Origin of the sequence: Bacillus sp. TE8-1 (genome assembly GCF_008368855.1) — a bacterium.
Classification (GTDB): domain Bacteria; phylum Bacillota; class Bacilli; order Bacillales; family Bacillaceae_G; genus Bacillus_A; species Bacillus_A cereus.
On the sequence record NZ_QPET01000009.1, the window covers coordinates 173758 to 191477 of the forward strand.

The following is a 17720-nucleotide window of genomic DNA, read 5'->3' on the forward strand; positions in this document are numbered from 1 at the left end:
CTATTTTATACTATAATTATACATAAAGTCAGAAAAAAGTAAATTTTAAGAAGAAGGTGGATCGAATTGAATCAAAACGCTCCAAATGAACTAGAATATATTCGGGAATTTTTAAATACATGGAGAATACCAAACGATACGAGAGAGCCAATTGATTTGCTGCAAACAAAAGAAGATATAAAGCTCTTTATGAAAGAATATTTTGATGAAGAGTTTCCATTTCATACGATAGAGGAATTAAGAGGTTTTCGAGAAGATATTCGGATGACAATTGAAGGCAAAGGATCATTGCAAAAATGGTTAGAGAAATACCCATTTCATGTACATATAAAGGATGATATGAAAGGTATTACATATGAACCAGTATATGAAGAGAATGTGTATACAAAAGTGTTAAGCATTGTATTAATGTCAATTCAAGAAAATGTGTGGGGACGGTTAAAAGCATGTCCAGATTGTCGCTGGGTATTTTATGATCATTCGCGAAATGGAAGTAAAAGATGGTGCGGTATGTATGCTGGAGAAGAAGGAGGAAGAGCATGCGGTACGATTGCGAAAGTGAAAAACTACCGGGCGAAGAGAAAAGGGCGATCTGGTTATGATATGTAATTAATATTAGAGAAAGAAAAATGGATGGGGGAATGTAGAATATGAAAGGTACGCAAATGTTAGCTTTAAATAAAAAGTGTTGGGATACAGTTGCACCTTATTTCTTTCAAGTGGATTGTTTACCTAAATATGGTCCGTATACGGCGTCTGAAGATGAGATTCGTTTGTTTGATTCAATCAGAAAGAAAAAGGTTCTTGATATTGGCTGTGGAAGTGGGCATTCGTTGCAATATATGGCGGAACAAGGGGCAGAGGAATTATGGGGGCTTGATCTTTCGAGTACACAAATTGAAATAGCGAATAAGACGTTAAAGGAATGGAATCCAAAGTTAGTATGCGGAGCAATGGAAGAAGAAGGAGATATTCCGAAAGGATATTTTGATATTGTATATTCCATTTATGCATTAGGTTGGACTTTGGATTTAAGAAAAACGTTGGAACTGATTTATTCATATGTAAAGCCAGGAGGAAGTTTTATTTTTAGTTGGGAGCACCCGGTATATTCAAACTTACAGTATGGTACGGAAGAAGTTGCTATAAAGTCTTCTTATCATAAGGAAACGCCCATTACGTTTGAAACATTTAAAGGAGAAAATGTACAAGCGACATTATATAAGAGAAAAATAAGTACATACATAAATGAGTTAAATAGAGCGGGATTTAAAATTGAGAGAATAGAAGAGCCTGAACCATCAAGCTCGTTTGATGGAGAACTAGCTGAGCCGTCTACGAAGTATTATTCTTTATATAAAGCTAGAATGGTGCCGACTACTTTTATTATTAAAGCTAGAAAGTAAAGTGTTTTTATAAAAGAAGCCTATGATTTCAAATAGATGAAATGATAGGCTTCTTTATTTTAAAAAAATGAGGTCAAAGGTGTACTTTTCTTATAAAAATGCATTTCATATAAAAGGTGTAATTATTTTGGGGAAGGGGGATTGTTGTGCGTCATCATAGAAAGTGCAAAAAATTTGGAGTGGCACTGCCTCTTCCGTTTATAGGAGCAACGGGTCCGACAGGTAATAGTGGTCCAATCGGTCCAACTGGAGGGCATGAAGGTCCTGTTGGTCCTACAGGGGTGACTGGACCGACGGGAGCAACTGGGCCCCAAGGTCCTCAAGGTATCAGGGGAATACAAGGTCCCCAAGGGACAACAGGAGCACAAGGAATACAAGGGGCTATTGGTGATACAGGAGAGCAAGGTATAACTGGCCCGACTGGTCTCCAAGGTGCTCAAGGATTAATCGGTAACCAAGGTCTAATTGGTGATATTGGAGTACAAGGATTAGAAGGAATACAAGGAGCAACGGGTCCTGCTGGTAGTCAAGGTATACAAGGCACACAAGGAATACAAGGGGAAATAGGCGAGCGAGGACAAACAGGGGCACAAGGAATGCAAGGAGAGAGAGGCATAACTGGAGTCTCGGGTGTAACTGGTCCACAAGGCCCTCAAGGTGTTCAAGGAATACAAGGAGAGCAAGGGGCTATTGGTATACAAGGAGAAGACGGCTTCCAAGGTATACAAGGAATTACTGGAGAGGAAGGCCCGCAAGGAGCTCAAGGAATACAAGGGGAAGTGGGTCCAACTGGTTCTACTGGAATGCAAGGTGCCCAAGGTATAAGTGGAATAAAGGGGATAACAGGTGCAATAGGTTTACAAGGACCACAAGGTGTGCAAGGAATACAAGGTATAACGGGAGCAACAGGTTTTCAAGGGATAAAAGGAATAAGAGGTATAACGGGAGCGACAGGTAGCATTGGTATTCAAGGCTCAGAAGGACCACCGGGCGGTCCGACGGGAACAACTGGTCCAATTGGTCCATCTAGTGGGGTGACTGGACCAGCTGGACCACCCGGTCCACCAGGAGGTCCAACAGGTCCAACGGGTGCGACTGGTTCAACAGGTGTAAGCGGTGGGATAGGACCAATTGGAGCGCAAGGAGTGCAAGGTATAACCGGTCCAACAGGTCCTCAAGGTGTAAGAGGAGCGCAAGGTTCCCAAGGTGTAGTTGGAGCAGTTGGAGTACAAGGGGCACAAGGTCCTCAAGGTAACCAAGGTATAACCGGTCCAACGGGTGCAGAAGGTTCTCGAGGAATACAAGGTCCGCTGGGAGTAATCGGTCCAACAGGTGCAGAAGGCCCTAAAGGTATTCAAGGTATTCAAGGTGTAATCGGTCCAACAGGTGCACAAGGAATGGTGGGAATCCAAGGTGTAGCTGGTCCAGCTGGTGTTACAGGAGCGGAAGGAGCTCAAGGTGCACAAGGAATCCGAGGAGTAACCGGTCCTGCTGGATCACAAGGTATACAAGGAGTTCAAGGGATACAAGGAGAAACAGGAGCAGCTGGAATACAAGGTCCTCAAGGTGTTCAAGGGATACAAGGGACTACCGGATTGACAGGCACACAAGGTGCACAAGGTCCTCAAGGAGTGCAAGGAATAATAGGACCGACTGGAGCTATTGGCTTGCAAGGTTCTCAAGGATTACAAGGAATAACGGGTCCAACAGGAGCGCAAGGAGTGCAAGGAATACAAGGAGTGCAAGGAATTATCGGTCCAACAGGTGCACAAGGAATTAGAGGTCCCCAAGGAAGTGCAGGGGAAGTCGGTATAACAGGCCCACAAGGAGTCCAAGGAGCGCAAGGTAGTCAAGGCCCACAAGGCCCACAAGGAAATGTTGGAATTACAGGTGCAACGGGTGAAACTGGGGCTACTGGAGCAACCGGGGCAACTGGACCACAAGGAGTGCAAGGAGTGCAAGGGATTACGGGAATACAAGGAATAACGGGAACGACAGGCAATACAGGTGCAACGGGTCCGCAAGGAATACAAGGTATACAAGGGATTCAAGGGTTGCAAGGCCCAATTGGAGCAAGTGGGGTGACAGGTGCTAGTGGTAGTATAGGCCCAGTTGGAGCACAAGGTAGTCAGGGCCCAAGTGGTGTGGTGGGACCGACAGGAGCAACTGGTAGTGCAGGTTCAATAGGTTTCTTGGGAATAGCGGGAGCGACAGGAGCGACTGGCTTACCTAGCGGGGGGGGTTATTTCTTTTCTACTTCAACGAGTACAATTGCAGCGAATGCGTTAATACCAATTAATTCTGGATCTACAGTTTTTGGTTCTGATGTCAGTTTAACAAATGCAACAACTGTAACGTTAAGTACGCCGGGAATTTATTTAGTAAGCTATTATTTTCAAGGCGATCCAACTGGGGGGAATGAAACGATTTCAGTGAGGCTTACTTTAAATGGAACACAAGTCGCAGGGAGTTTTATTTTTTATGTTACAGGAGGTACTTTTATATTAGAACCAGCAGTTTCGAATACGATGGTCATTGAAGTTACTTCTTCAAATGCTACTTTATCTTTACAAAATGGCCCATTAGCTATTGGGCATGTAACGACATTATCTGGTGTGATAACAGCTAGTTTAAATGTATTAAAAATAGTTTGATACGTTAGTTATAACGGGGGGAGCTGCTTGTGAGGGATCAAGATAAGTGTAGTAAGTTTCAAGCACCTATTCCTTTTCCGGCGTCAGGTATTACGGGACCGACTGGTCCAACGGGTCCGACAGGTTCTTTAGGTGGACCAACTGGACCGCAAGGAATACAAGGCGTACAAGGGCCAATTGGTCCAACAGGTCCGACAGGAATACAAGGAGTGCAAGGGGTGCAAGGAGAGATTGGACCAACAGGTCCGACTGGTTTAACAGGACCACGGGGTGCTCAAGGTAATCAAGGGCCTATGGGAGAACGAGGCCCACAGGGAATACAAGGTGTTCAAGGAATACAAGGAGAAAGAGGTCCGACTGGTCCAACTGGTATTCAAGGGATACAAGGAATTCCTGGCCCAATCGGTCCGACCGGTCCAACAGGAATACAAGGCATACAAGGAATGCAAGGAGAAATCGGTCCAACCGGCCCAACAGGAGTACAAGGAATACAAGGAGTGCAAGGGGAAATTGGTCCGACTGGACCAACTGGAAATACTGGTATACAAGGTGTGCAAGGTAATTTAGGAGGTAGTGGTTTACAAGGTGTAACCGGAATACAAGGAATACAGGGTCCGATTGGTCCAACAGGGCCAACTGGTTCTCAAGGAATTCAAGGGGAGCAAGGACCAATGGGTCCACAAGGGGAAACTGGTGTTCAAGGTTTACAAGGTCCCCAGGGAGAAATGGGGCAGGTAGGTCCAACAGGAATACAAGGAATACAAGGAGTGCAAGGTGTAATCGGTCCGACTGGTCCAACCGGTTTACAAGGTGATCCAGGTCCAACCGGCCCAACAGGAGCCACTGGGATAACTGGTCCGACAGGTTCTGCAACTGGCCCGACTGGAGCAACCGGTCCAACTGGTCCACCAGGAGGTCCAACTGGTCCAACCGGTCCAGCAGGATCACCAGGGGGTCCAACGGGTCCGACTGGAGCAACAGGGGCAACAGGAGCGACCGGAGCAACAGGAGCGACTGGAATTCAAGGGGTACAAGGAATCCAGGGACCGACCGGAGCAACTGGTGTAACAGGTTTGCAAGGAGTACAGGGACCAATGGGGGCAACGGGTCCAACGGGTGATCAAGGCATTCAAGGTCCACAAGGGATACAAGGAGTAACCGGTCCGACTGGTCCGCAAGGTCTACAAGGAATCCAGGGACCGGCAGGAGCAACCGGTCCGACTGGTCCACAAGGAGTGCAAGGAGCACAGGGGCCAATCGGTCCAACCGGCCCTCAAGGTCTACAAGGCATACAAGGTGAGCAAGGAGTAAGGGGAGCGACCGGTCCAACTGGTTTACAGGGGCTACAAGGAATCCAAGGTCCGAGTGGTCCAACCGGTCCTCAAGGAGTGCAAGGCGTACAAGGTCCGAGTGGCATAACCGGTCCAACTGGTCCTCAAGGAATACAAGGTATTCAGGGACCACAAGGAAGTATAGGCCCAACCGGTCCTCAAGGAATACAAGGTGTGCAAGGTCCACAAGGCCCAACCGGTCCGACTGGTGCAACTGGTCCTCAAGGAATACAGGGAATTCAAGGACCACAAGGAGTAACGGGTCCACAGGGAATACAAGGTATACAAGGAATTCAAGGTGTAATCGGTCCAACCGGCCCAACTGGACCGCAAGGAATTCAAGGGATAACCGGTTCGACGGGTCCAACAGGAGCAACAGGAGCAACCGGACCTACTGGTGCAACGGGTCCCCAAGGTCCTCAAGGAATTCAAGGACCACAAGGAGAAACTGGTCCAACAGGAGCAACCGGAACTACTGGAGCAACGGGTCCTCAAGGTCCACAAGGAATCCAAGGTCCACAAGGGGTAACGGGGCAGGAGGGAGCGACCGGCCCTACGGGAGCAACAGGTCCACAAGGAATCCAAGGAATCCAGGGGCCACAAGGTGTGACGGGAGCAACAGGAGCAACCGGAGCGACTGGAGTGACTGGTGCAACAGGACCGACCGGAATACAAGGCATACAAGGAATAACTGGAGCAACAGGGGTAACGGGGATAACGGGCCCAACAGGTGCCACAGGTCCAACAGGCTTAACTGGAGCAACAGGATCATCTGCTATATCGACAGGTGGCGGATATTTCTTTTCTACATCAACAAGCACAATTGCAGCAAATGCCAACATCCCAATTAATTCTGGATCCACTGTATATGGAACTGGTGTATCTTTAACTAGTGCTACGACAGTCACAGTAACGACGCCAGGAATATATTTAGTAAGCTACTATTTTCAAGGGGATGCAAATGGTGGGAATGAGACAGTATCTGTTAGATTGCTATTAAATGGAACGCAACTAACAGGGAGTTTTATACAAAACGTAACGACATCAACTGTAGTAATCGAACCAGCCATTTCAAATACACTTCTTGTGAATGTGACGAGTGCCAATTCAACATTAATATTACAAAATGGCCCGTTAGGTGTAGGGCATGTGACTACTATAGCAGGTGCGATTACAGCAAGCTTAAATGTAGTGAGAATTTTATAAAGAATATAAAAAACACAAGGAATGTCTTTGTAAGACACACCTTGTGTTTTTTAATATTAAATAAACATTTTCTTTATCTTTTCGGTTGAAAAATATGCTGAAAGAAGTATTTGTGATGTAAGTTATCTACAACCTTATTTGCTTGATATGTGCGTTGTTTTTCAATTCGAAGTCTTTGCTCCATCATTTTAATTGCGTGATCAGATAAACGTAACATAATACATTCTCCTTTTCTATAAATATAGGTGACTATTTGATATCGATCCCATATTTATAATTAAGGAGGCAAAATGTGTAACATAGGCAAAAAGCACCTTCCTCTCCCATTACGCTTACGAGGTTAGCTGTCGGACTCGGGAAGTGAGAGTTTCCCTACTTAAAAAAGATTCGCCCCAAGTAGCATAGCTACAAAAATGGTTCCCCCGCTCCAAAATTTGGACTCAGCAAAAGGTTTTATAAAGTAAAAAATAACATAAAGGAGCGAACAAGTCAAATTATTTTGTGTATTCTGTCTTTTTTAATTGCGTAAGAATCATACCGTCAGGAAGTATTGTATCTGATACTGTAATGAATCCGTGTTTTTTATATAAAGTAATAGCAGGGGTATTCGCTTTACCTGTTTGTACAATATATGTCATTGGAGAGGGAAACATGTTAAATATATAAATTAGGAGTTTCGTTGCGATTCCTTTTTGAAAAAAATCGGGCGATACAACTAGCCTATGGATATCGATTAGTTTTTCTTCTTGTACAAAAGAAATAAAACCGACAAGTTTATTTTCAGAAAAATATCCATAGAATGTTTCAACGCAATTTTGAATATCGTTTACAGTATCATATAAACGAGGTATGGCAGTACTATTTAAGTAGTCTGCTTCAACTTTATAAGCTGGAATTTGAACCTGTAAAATGGATGTTGCTACTTCAAAAGAAGTGGAATTTAACTTAAGAATCATAGATAATGAAGCCTCCTTTAAATATGGTATATGAATATAATTGCTTTATGGGTGAGTTTGACAATATTTTTCTTTTTTGCATATAATATATGTATCTCCATATGTAAAATAGTAGTAAATATATTTCTATAGTGAAATATGATTAGCAATGATAAATACATATGTTTGTATTAAATCATACAAACTATAATAGAAATGGAGGACTAAAAATGGGATGGATTATCACATTAATAGTTGGTGCTATTATAGGTGCAATTGCTAGTTCTATAACGGGTAAAAATTTCCCAGGTGGTATGTTCGGAAATATTATCGCAGGTTTATTAGGTGCTTCATTAGGTGGTAAATTATTTGGAACTTTTGGGCCGTCTTTTGGTGGGATTCATGTCGTGCCAGCATTATTAGGTGCAATCGTGTTAATTTTTATTGTATCATTTGTAGTGAAAGCTGCAAAGAAATAGATATATAGATTATGATGAAGAGCCCTGAATAAGGGCTTTTCATCATTCGAAGAGGTGGTTTCGTTGGAGAAAATAAATATAAGAAAAAGAGATAAGTTAAGAAAGTTTTTTAGAGAACAAAATTATTTGGCGGTATTACTTGGATTTGCGTTATTGTTCATTAATATTTTATTGCTAACAAAAATATCATTTGTTTTTACACCGTTTATCGTATTTTTAAAAACAATTTTCTTCCCAGTACTATTAGCAGGCGTGCTATTTTATATTTTACATCCATTCGTTTCGCTTTTAGAAAAGAAAGGTGTTTCAAGAATCGTATCGATAGCTTCCATATATTTAATCGTACTAGGATTATTTGTGTTTTTAGTTGTAACGGTTATCCCTATTATTAAAGATCAAATTGATGCATTAATTGATAACTTACCGTATTTTGGCCATGAGATTGAACAAGCAGCACGTAGATTCGGGGAAAGTAATTTACTCGGTAAAATTCAGGAGAATTTAAATATTAATGTTGCGAATATGGTAAAAGAGTACACAGTTGATTTTACAAAGTCATTATCATCAGTAACTGGGAATGTAACTGGATTTTTGAGTACTGTTACAGAGGTTGTTTTGACATTTGTAATGGTTCCATTTATATTGTTCTATCTTTTAAAAGATGGTGAGCAATTGCCGAATCACTTTTTAAAGTTTATTTCAGAGCAAAGACAACCAGCAGCAATGAGAATACTAGATGATATGCATTATGCGATTAGCTCGTATATTAGAGGTCAAATTATCGTCAGCTTATTTATCGGTATTATGCTATTAATTGGTTATCTTATTATTGGTATTAAATATGCGGTATTACTTGCGATTTTAGCGATGATTGTAAATATCGTTCCGTACGTAGGACCAATTATCGCGATTACACCAGCGTTAATTATCGCATTTATCGACTCGCCAGCAATGGTGTTAAAAGTAATTATTGTTATGATGGTTGTACAATTAGCAGAAGGTAAATTTATTTCTCCGCAAGTTATGGGTAAAAAGTTAGATATTCACCCGATTACTATCATTTTTATCATTTTAACTGCCGGAAACTTATTCGGGATTATGGGCATTATTTTAGCCATTCCAGGATATGCGATATTAAAAGTGTTAGTTACACACGGTTATAGATTTGTTAAGTTGAATACGTGAAAAAAAGCGCTAAAACAGTGGGAACTGTTTTAGCGCTTTTTTATTAACAATTCATTTGCATATTGGCGCGCCCATTGATCCGCTTCTAATATAGCATCTAGTGAAGGATCTTTTACGTTATGATGAGCTTCAACTGTTTTGTAAATTGTTTTTTCAATATCGAAAAAGGAAATTTCATTTTTTAAGAATAGCGCATTCGCAATTTCATTTGCTGCATTTAATACAGCGGGAGTAGTACCACCGATTTTGCCACATTCATATGCGTATTGTAGACAAGGGAACTTCTCTAAATCTGGTTTTTCAAAATGTAAACTACCGATTTCTAATAAATTTAATTTTTCATAGGAAGAAGGTAGCCGAGTAGGATAGTGAAACGCATATTGAATCGGCATTCTCATATCAGGAGCACCGAGCTGTGCCATAACTGATCCATCAATAAATTCTACTAAAGAATGAATGATACTTTCTTTATGAATCATTACATTAATTTTTTCATATGGAATATCAAATAGCCATCTCGCTTCCATTACTTCGAACCCTTTATTCATTAATGTGGCAGAATCAATCGTTAGTTTTGCGCCCATTAACCAGTTTGGGTGCTTTAAAGCATCTTTTGCTTGTAATGTTTGCATTTCATCACGTGTTTTATCACGGAAAGCACCACCGGAAGCTGTTACAATTAACTTCTCAATCTCTTTATTATTTTCTCCGTTTAAACATTGGAAAATAGCTGAATGCTCACTATCTACTGGAATTAAGCGACATCCGTTTTGTTTCGCTAGTTCAGTTACGATATGTCCAGCTGCAACCAAAGTTTCTTTATTAGCAATAGCGATATCTTTCTTCGCTTTTAATGCTTCAATTGTTGGAAGTAATCCTGAAACACCTACAACAGAGCTTAATACAAGATTTGAATCAGGGTGAGTAGCTACTGCAATTAAGCCATCAGTCCCGTGTGTGATTTTTGTATTTGCTGAAATACGCGTACGAAGCTTGTCTGCTAAGTCTTTTGTCGCAACGCTTACAATACGAGGTTGAAACGTTTTGATTTGTTGCTCAAGAAGATCGATATTATAATTTGCGGTTAAACCGACGATTTTAAAATGTTCAGGATGAGCTGAAACGACATCTAATGCAGATGTGCCGATGGATCCTGTTGAACCTAAAATGGATATATATTTTACCATGAAAAAACCTCCAAAGTTGTTTCGAATATTTCTGCAAACCTATATAACATTAGACAATTGAAGTGGAAATTCCTGCTATATAAAATAGAAAATTAGTGTTTGTTTGGAAGTGAAATGTGATAAACTGTAAAAAATAACGAAAAAGCAATGAAAGAGAAGAGTACATATTCGAAACTTTTTAGAGAGCTGATGTGTGGTGGAAATCAGTAAGGGATGAATATGGAATGGGCTCTGGAGCTTCTAACTGAAATGAGTAGGTAAAGACGGTTACTTCACGTTATTGAAGTATGAAGTGAGCTAATGATAGCTAATTAAGGTGGTACCGCGGGAGTCTCTCGTCCTTTTTTAAGGATGAGGGGCTCTTTTTATTTTGAGAAAGGAGGAGTTAGTGTGAGTGAAAAAATAATGTTAACAGGAATTAAGCCGACAGGTTATCCACATTTAGGAAATTATATTGGTGCGATTAAACCTGCATTACAAATGTCAAAGAATAATGAAGGAAAAGCATTGTACTTTATAGCTGATTATCATGCATTAAATGCTGTGCATGATTCAGAAAAGTTCAGCAGTTATACGAAAGAGGTAGCAGCTACTTGGTTATCACTTGGACTTGGAGAAGATGTTATTTTTTATCGGCAAACAGAAGTACCGGAAATTCTAGAATTAGCTTGGATTTTAGCTTGCCTCACTCCGAAAGGTCTTATGAACCGTGCTCATGCGTATAAAGCGAAGGTGGAGCAAAATAAAGAAGCAGGGTTAGAGGTCGATGCGGGAGTGAACATGGGGTTATATACGTACCCGATCTTAATGGCAGCTGACATATTATTATTTCAAGCTACACATGTACCTGTCGGAAAAGACCAAATTCAACATATTGAAATCGCGCGTGATATTGCGACGTATTTTAATCATACATTTGGCACGACATTTACACTTCCAGAGTATGTCATACAAGAAGAAGGAGCTATTTTACCTGGTCTTGACGGAAGGAAGATGAGTAAAAGTTACGGAAATGTGATCCCATTATTTGCAGAGCAAGAAAAACTACGAAAGTTAATATTTAAAATCAAAACAGATTCTTCACTTCCAAATGAACCGAAAGAACTAGAAACCTTATTTACAATTTATAAAGAATTTGCGACAGAAGACGAAATACAGTCATTACGTGAAAAATATGAGACTGGAATCGGATGGGGCGATGTGAAAAAAGAGTTGTTTCGCGTAGTAGATCGAGAGTTAGCTGGACCTCGTGAAAAGTACGCAATGTATATGAATGAGCCGGATTTATTATATGAAGCATTAGAAAACGGTGCTGAGAAGGCACGCGCTATTGCAAAGGTAAATTTAGCGGAAATTAAAAAACGGATTGGATTTAAGAGGGAACGTTAAGCGTCCCCTTATTTTTTTTGATAATCTGTAATAATCCTCTCAATAACAGGGGGAAGATTATTAGGTAATTCATCAAGTGAAAAGAAGCGTAGTTCTTTTGATTCACTTTGATCGCATACAAGTTCACCATGAAATTCTCGGCAAATATAAACAACGAGTACACCGTGTACTTGATCGCCGTTTGGATAGATTTGAAAGTAATCTGGTCCAGAGTATGTACGGAATAGTTCTGGATTTTTAATAATAAGTCCAGTTTCTTCAAATACTTCTCGTTTTAAAGCATCTTCTAATGTTTCATTATATTCTAAGGCACCGCCAATAATGCCCCAGCGGTTAAAATCTGTACGGAGCTGCAGCAATACTTCATCTTTTTTATTTAATATAATGGCGTGTGATCCTATTAAAATAAGTGGATGAATTCCTACTAGATTTCTCATGTCTTCAATATAACCCATGTCATTGCTCCTTGTATTTAATAATAGTTAGGAAGTTCTTTTAACATTCTTTCTGTTTTACGTGCTGTAAAGGCTAAGTTATGGTCATCTTTCGTTCTGAAAAATAATGTGCGTAAAAAGGTTTTAATATTGGCACATAAAATACAATACTCATTAAGCGAAAGGCGTTTTCTAATTTGAGGAAGCCTTTTTATTTTTTTATGAATAATAGAAATTAAATCGTTCTGAGGAAAATCATGATACAGCATTGCTAGTAATGGAGTAACAATGCGTTCATCTTCGTTATTATGAAAAAGGTCAGATGGAATAAAGATTTTATTTAATAAACAATGAATTAATTCTTCGTACCATTCAAAAGTGGTATACGTATTATGAACAATTTCAGTAAAAGCATCAGATACGTGAGCAAGACAATGAGCCCATCCTTTATTTTCGATATAGCCCCGAAAATCCGTTTCTAAGTTTGTGTATGTAATGAGTTTATTTTTTATTTCTTCGATATCCTCCTCTGTACAAAAGTAGTGCGAATTAGCGAATTGGAGTATTAACGCAATTAACGAAACAGTGTAAGAACGTGTGAAAACCCCATCTGTATGTGGGGAGTAAATGTCACAATATAAATACTCATCACTTAAACAAGTTTGCAGAAGTAATTTCAGTTGATCATCCATAAGGAATTCATGATGAATGAAATGTGCAAAACATTTATATATAAGTTGGTAACGAACGTAGCTATCAGTCGTTCCGATATACTGAAGCATGTTCAAAGTTAACTCATTTACGTCTATATGTTGCAGTTGCGTATAGTCATTTTGTTGTATAAGCTCTAACTGTTGTTGCAATGCTGTAATATCCACTGGAGAACCTCCTCCGCACTTTAAAGATGCGATCTTTTCTAGTATTCTATATATTCAAGGACAATCCTGCTCATGCAAGGAGAACGATTAGAAATTCGAGTATGATATAGATGAGGGAAGAATATGACGACGATAGAACAGTTAGAAAAACATTTTAAAATAAGAAGAAGTGCTTCTTCTATTATGATAAAAGAAAATAATGCAGAGATTTTTACAGAAGAGCAATTAGAGGAAATGATGCAATATTGCGTTGCTGAAGCTAAAAAAGATGGATTAGAAAAACTACATTTTGAAATCTCTTCAAAAAGTCCAAATTATGATGTGTATAAAAGATGTTTTGAAACGTATTCATTTGAATATGTTACGGAAAACATGATTGTATTTAAAGATATATACGAAGTAGAAGATGTAGAAAGTGAAATTGATTTTAAGCTTATTGAAGAAGTTGGAGAAGAGGCTTTTTATTCACTGTGGAATGAAGCAACGGGAGAACCAGTCGCTCATGATCAATTTGTGCATATGATGCTACAAGAAATTGGTGAGCAATGGAAAGAACATTGCTTAACAGCGAATGTCGATGAAAAGCCGATAGGAATTGTAATCCCGCATATTGAAAGAGGTACGTTAGAAGAAGGGAAACTTATGTACTTCGCAGTTACTCCAAATATGCGTAATAAGGGATATGAAGCTGCGTTATTTGCAGGTGCAATGTTTGTCTTAAAGGAAATAGGTGCATCTTATTATATTGGTGAGACAAATGTACAAAATGAGTGGATGAAGGATGTTTTTGAAAAGAACGGATGTCAGCTGCTGAGTTGTACTGAGCGGTATGTGAGGAAGTTTTAGGAGGATGAAGGATGTATACTCTCGAACTCGTATAGCGGGAGGGGACTATATATGTTAAAGCAATCCATGCATTCATTCGTGTTACTGTATCCAAATGTATTGTTAGAAGGCTGGAATGTTGAAAAAGTTTCAGAACGTTATGAAGGTGAAAAGTGGGGAACTTTTTGGTTTCAGGTTGTTACTCCAACTAGGATGTTTCGAGTAAAGGAATTTTTTCTCGATATAATGGAACCAGTATTTCCGGATAGCTGTATTTCTCAAGCAAAAGGAGATTGTTTTCAATATAAAGGGCTTGTGTATTGGAAAGGTATAAATTATAAAGGAAAAGAAAGTTACGTTACATCTATATGGAAAACACAAGTTGAAATTTCTGTTGATCATGGATATGTAAAACAAGACGAAATGGAACGATTTCTATTTGAATTACAACCAGTAAATATGGAGCTTGGGAAAACGATATTACATACATCATTTCACTTATTAAGCTTTCAAGCGAAGAGAAGTGAAATGGGTGAGATAGGAAGATGTAGAGAGTGGAATGCTCCAGATGACGTATCCTATGTAAATTTGTTAATTCATGAAAAACTAAATTGGAAACTTGAATCGGTCGGTTTCGGAAATGACGAAACGCAGTATGTATACTGGGACGAAGTTAATAAACTATATGCACTTTGGGTTTGTAGACATAAAAACAAAGCGTACTATCCTATTTCTTCATGGACAATGAACTATGGCCCAAAACAAATTATAAACGGGTTAGAGTTTTATTCGCACCCTAATCGCGGAACAGTTGTATACGAAGATTTAGGTAAAGAACAAATCGCATACGTATTTCGCGGTAATCCATGTACAAATTTTGAACAAGTAAAAGAACTTTTCGCCTGTTTGTAAGATAAAAAGAAAAATGAGAACGACAAAATGGATATTCCCATAATACAATAGGGTAAGATTCAATTATAAGAGAAAGCGTTGGTGAAAGAATGGAGCAGCAAAGAAATTGGCTACAAGCAACTGTAGAAAGAATTGAAGATAATACGTTACAAATAAAGTGGGAAAATAATATAGAAGAAGTTCGTATTTATTGGAGTACTTCACCAGATCATATTGAAGAAAATGGAGAACTACTTGCAACTGTAAATGGAGAATTATCATATACAATTGAAAACCCGAGTGAAAATGAACGTCCATATTTTAGACTAGTAGGAAGTAATGGACAAGCAGTGACAGTAGCTGAGCGTAGATTGCCATTACAAGGTGCGTTTAACTTCCGTGATATGGGTGGATATGAAACGACAGATGGACGTAAAGTGAAATGGGGCAAATTATACCGTTCTGAAGAATTAGCAGGACTAACAGAGTGGGATATCGACTATTTACAAAAGTCTGGTTTAAAGTTAATTTGTGACTATCGTACAGACTTTGAGGTAAAGCATAAGCCAAATCCTGAGATTACAGGTGCTCGTCAAGTGTGCTTACCAGTTATGCAAGACTTAGCGAAAGACTTAAATATAAATGAGTTTTTCCAAGTTGGTGACCTTTCTATGTTAGGAAAACCAGGTGAGTATCTTGTGAAAATGAATCAAGATTTCGTAAGTGGCAACGAGGCATTCGTGAGCTTCTTAAACTTAGCGCAAAACCCGGAAAACTTACCGTTAGTAAACCACTGTACAGCTGGAAAAGATCGTACTGGATTTGGTTCAGCATTATTACTACTTTTACTAGGTGTACCAGAAAAAACAGTAATGGAAGACTACTTACTAAGTAACGGATTCCGTGAAAAGCTAAATGAAAAAATGATGGCCTTTTTAGGTGCGAAATTACAAAACGATGAGAGCAGAGCGATATTAGGTGCAATGTTTGAAGCACGTGCTGAATACTTGCAAGCTGCGATTGGTGAAATTCAAAAGCAATACGGATCAGTTGAAGCATACGCTGAAAGGGCTCTTGGCTTTACGAAAGAGTCGTTAGAGGAAATGCAAGAGTTATTACTAGAAGATTAATAAGTAAAAGGAGGCTGAGCGGATTAGCCTCCTTTTACTATTGTTGCTATAATTTTGTTAATGAGGATGTTGTGCACCGAGGAGAAAATGGATGAAAAGCGGGGGATAAAATGATTCATACACGTGTAAAAGCAGAGGGGTTAAGAGAAAAGCTGGCAACAATACTAAGTCAAGAGTATAAGGAACTAGCTATTCAAGATTTAAAGGTGATTGGAACGGGAGTGCAAAATATTGTTTTTCAAGGAGATTCAGAAAAGGGGTCTTTGGCATTTCGAGTACCGTGGGAAAGAGAAGTGGAAAATATAAATGAAGACTTATTTAACAGTCGGATTTCGTTGCAAAAGGAAGCGGAGCTGTCTAAGTATTGTCATTCAAAAGGTATTCCAGTACCAAGGATACACGGATTGCATCTTTCAACCGAACTTGATTTTTTAATTTCGGATTGTGTGTATGCTGATCATATGCCAATTTCCGCATGCAAAATAGGGGAGTTAGTGAGCAATCTTCATAGTATGCCAATTGATGGTTTGTATTACAAACAAAATATTAGAGAGCCCATTAGTAAGTATATAGCAGAACGAATTGTGAAACGGATAGAAGGGTTTAATACAATCACGAACTGCAAAATTAATCTTCCGGATACAAAAACAATTGAATATATTCTTAGTACAGCAGATCATGTAAAATGTTTATTACATATGGACATTCGACCAGCCAATTTAATCGGGTATAATGGAGAAGTTAAAGCAATAGTTGATTGGGATAATGCTTTAATTGGTCATCCATTGCTGGAGCTTATGAGAATAGTTGAAACAAATGAGGTTAGTTGGGATGAATTTAAAGATGGATATAAGAATGATAGTATCTTTAATGTTACTCCTCATATTGTTAGTTTATTTTATAGACTAGATACAGCAGTCATGCTAGCAAATTTATTTATAGCACATTTGAAAATAAAAGATAAAGGTGTATTCTATAAAGAGCGGGTTAAAGCGCTTCATCACGACATATATATAAACTTATAAGCAATGAGAACGAAGCTTTTAAAATAGGAATTGAGGAGAACATCATGAAATACAAATTTATATTATTCGACGTAGACGATACATTATTAGATTTCCCTGAAACGGAAAGACACGCATTACATAATGCGTTTGTACAGTTTGATATGCCTACAGGGTATAATGATTATCTTGCAAGCTATAAAGAGATTAGTAATGGATTATGGAGAGATTTAGAAAATAAAATGATTACGCTAAGTGAATTAGCAGTAGGTCGATTTAGACAATTATTTGCGCTTCATAATATAGACGTAGATGCACAGCAATTTAGTGATGTATATCTTGAAAACTTAGGGAAAGAAGTACATCTTATAGAAGGCGCAGTACAATTATGTGAAAATCTACAAGATTGCAAGTTAGGTATTATTACGAATGGATATACGAAGGTGCAACAATCAAGAATCGGAAATTCACCTTTATGTAATTTTTTTGAACATATTATTATTTCTGAAGAAGTTGGTCATCAAAAACCAGCACGTGAGATTTTTGATTATGCGTTTGAGAAGTTTGGGATTACTGATAAATCAAGCGTACTAATGGTTGGAGATTCGTTAACTTCTGATATGAAAGGCGGAGAAGATTACAGCATTGATACGTGTTGGTATAATCCGAGTTTGAAAGAAAACGGGACAGATGTTAACCCGACTTATGAAGTGGAGAGTCTGCTACAAATTTTAGAAATTGTAGAAGTGGCGGAAGAAAAGGTAGCTTCATTTTAATCGTGCTGAT

General features: G+C 39.0%; 17 protein-coding genes, 1 riboswitch and 1 other annotated feature. Of the genes, 12 read left to right on the plus strand and 5 right to left on the minus strand.

What is annotated here, in order from left to right; all coding sequences use genetic code 11:
- Positions 1–66 precede the first annotated feature (66 nt).
- From DN404_RS07425 to DN404_RS07440, 4 genes are all read left to right on the plus strand, one after another.
- The gene (locus DN404_RS07425; protein WP_049108501.1) at positions 67–609 is read left to right on the plus strand and encodes a CGNR zinc finger domain-containing protein; all 543 of its coding nucleotides are present in this window, start codon (positions 67–69) and stop codon (positions 607–609) included.
- Positions 610–650: 41 nt separating this feature from the next.
- Complete coding sequence (locus DN404_RS07430; protein ID WP_025708778.1) at positions 651–1406, plus strand: class I SAM-dependent methyltransferase; 756 nt, start codon at positions 651–653, stop codon at positions 1404–1406.
- Positions 1407–1552: 146 nt separating this feature from the next.
- Positions 1553–4060: a collagen-like protein gene (locus DN404_RS07435; RefSeq protein ID WP_061113583.1), complete on the plus strand. Its 2508-nt coding sequence runs from the start codon at positions 1553–1555 to the stop codon at positions 4058–4060.
- Between the two features lie 23 nt (positions 4061–4083).
- Positions 4084–6597, plus strand: coding sequence for a BC_3345 family exosporium-associated protein (locus DN404_RS07440; protein ID WP_370512799.1), 2514 nt, complete (start codon positions 4084–4086; stop codon positions 6595–6597).
- A gap of 73 nt (positions 6598–6670) precedes the next feature.
- Here DN404_RS07440 and DN404_RS30445 read toward each other — a convergent pair whose 3' ends face one another.
- Together DN404_RS30445 and DN404_RS07445 are read right to left on the minus strand one after the other, a co-directional pair.
- The gene (locus DN404_RS30445; protein ID WP_000945243.1) at positions 6671–6814 is read right to left on the minus strand and encodes a hypothetical protein; all 144 of its coding nucleotides are present in this window, start codon (positions 6812–6814) and stop codon (positions 6671–6673) included.
- A 96-nt stretch (positions 6815–6910) separates the two neighbouring features.
- A riboswitch (cyclic di-AMP (ydaO/yuaA leader) is annotated at positions 6911–7053 on the minus strand.
- A gap of 38 nt (positions 7054–7091) precedes the next feature.
- On the minus strand, positions 7092–7553 hold the full coding sequence (locus tag DN404_RS07445) for a GNAT family N-acetyltransferase (protein WP_000601226.1): 462 nt from the start codon (positions 7551–7553) through the stop codon (positions 7092–7094).
- A gap of 209 nt (positions 7554–7762) precedes the next feature.
- On the opposite strand from DN404_RS07445, the gene DN404_RS07450 reads away from it, so the two are divergent.
- Together DN404_RS07450 and DN404_RS07455 are read left to right on the plus strand one after the other, a co-directional pair.
- Positions 7763–8011 carry a GlsB/YeaQ/YmgE family stress response membrane protein gene (locus DN404_RS07450; protein ID WP_000539727.1) on the plus strand — a complete coding sequence of 83 codons (249 nt, stop codon included), beginning with the start codon at positions 7763–7765 and terminating at the stop codon, positions 8009–8011.
- Between the two features lie 63 nt (positions 8012–8074).
- The gene (locus DN404_RS07455) at positions 8075–9196 is read left to right on the plus strand and encodes an AI-2E family transporter (protein WP_000411484.1); all 1122 of its coding nucleotides are present in this window, start codon (positions 8075–8077) and stop codon (positions 9194–9196) included.
- A gap of 29 nt (positions 9197–9225) precedes the next feature.
- Here DN404_RS07455 and DN404_RS07460 read toward each other — a convergent pair whose 3' ends face one another.
- Positions 9226–10383, minus strand: a complete 1158-nt coding sequence (locus DN404_RS07460; protein ID WP_149214910.1) for a 1-deoxy-D-xylulose-5-phosphate reductoisomerase — start codon at positions 10381–10383, stop codon at positions 9226–9228.
- 138 nt (positions 10384–10521) lie between these two features.
- Positions 10522–10729: a binding site (T-box leader), on the plus strand.
- A 44-nt stretch (positions 10730–10773) separates the two neighbouring features.
- Between DN404_RS07460 and DN404_RS07465 the strand changes: the two genes are divergently transcribed.
- The gene (locus DN404_RS07465; protein ID WP_016122880.1) at positions 10774–11772 is read left to right on the plus strand and encodes a tryptophan--tRNA ligase; all 999 of its coding nucleotides are present in this window, start codon (positions 10774–10776) and stop codon (positions 11770–11772) included.
- 8 nt (positions 11773–11780) lie between these two features.
- Here DN404_RS07465 and DN404_RS07470 read toward each other — a convergent pair whose 3' ends face one another.
- Positions 11781–12227 (minus strand): NUDIX hydrolase, encoded by a 447-nt coding sequence (locus DN404_RS07470; protein WP_006922536.1) that lies wholly within the window; start codon positions 12225–12227, stop codon positions 11781–11783.
- A gap of 17 nt (positions 12228–12244) precedes the next feature.
- Positions 12245–13084 carry a DUF2785 domain-containing protein gene (locus tag DN404_RS07475; protein ID WP_000355451.1) on the minus strand — a complete coding sequence of 280 codons (840 nt, stop codon included), beginning with the start codon at positions 13082–13084 and terminating at the stop codon, positions 12245–12247.
- A 123-nt stretch (positions 13085–13207) separates the two neighbouring features.
- On the opposite strand from DN404_RS07475, the gene DN404_RS07480 reads away from it, so the two are divergent.
- The 5 genes from DN404_RS07480 to DN404_RS07500 all read left to right on the plus strand — a co-directional run bounded on the left by DN404_RS07480 (position 13208) and on the right by DN404_RS07500 (position 17710).
- Positions 13208–13930 carry a GNAT family N-acetyltransferase gene (locus DN404_RS07480; RefSeq protein WP_149214911.1) on the plus strand — a complete coding sequence of 241 codons (723 nt, stop codon included), beginning with the start codon at positions 13208–13210 and terminating at the stop codon, positions 13928–13930.
- Positions 13931–13981: 51 nt separating this feature from the next.
- A complete protein-coding gene (locus tag DN404_RS07485) occupies positions 13982–14821 on the plus strand; it encodes a hypothetical protein (RefSeq protein ID WP_149214912.1) in 840 nt (279 codons plus the stop codon).
- Between the two features lie 89 nt (positions 14822–14910).
- Positions 14911–15930, plus strand: coding sequence for a tyrosine-protein phosphatase (locus tag DN404_RS07490; RefSeq protein ID WP_149149814.1), 1020 nt, complete (start codon positions 14911–14913; stop codon positions 15928–15930).
- A 110-nt stretch (positions 15931–16040) separates the two neighbouring features.
- A complete protein-coding gene (locus tag DN404_RS07495) occupies positions 16041–16955 on the plus strand; it encodes a phosphotransferase family protein (protein WP_149214913.1) in 915 nt (304 codons plus the stop codon).
- 44 nt (positions 16956–16999) lie between these two features.
- Positions 17000–17710 (plus strand): YjjG family noncanonical pyrimidine nucleotidase, encoded by a 711-nt coding sequence (locus tag DN404_RS07500; RefSeq protein WP_149214914.1) that lies wholly within the window; start codon positions 17000–17002, stop codon positions 17708–17710.
- Positions 17711–17720 lie beyond the last annotated feature (10 nt).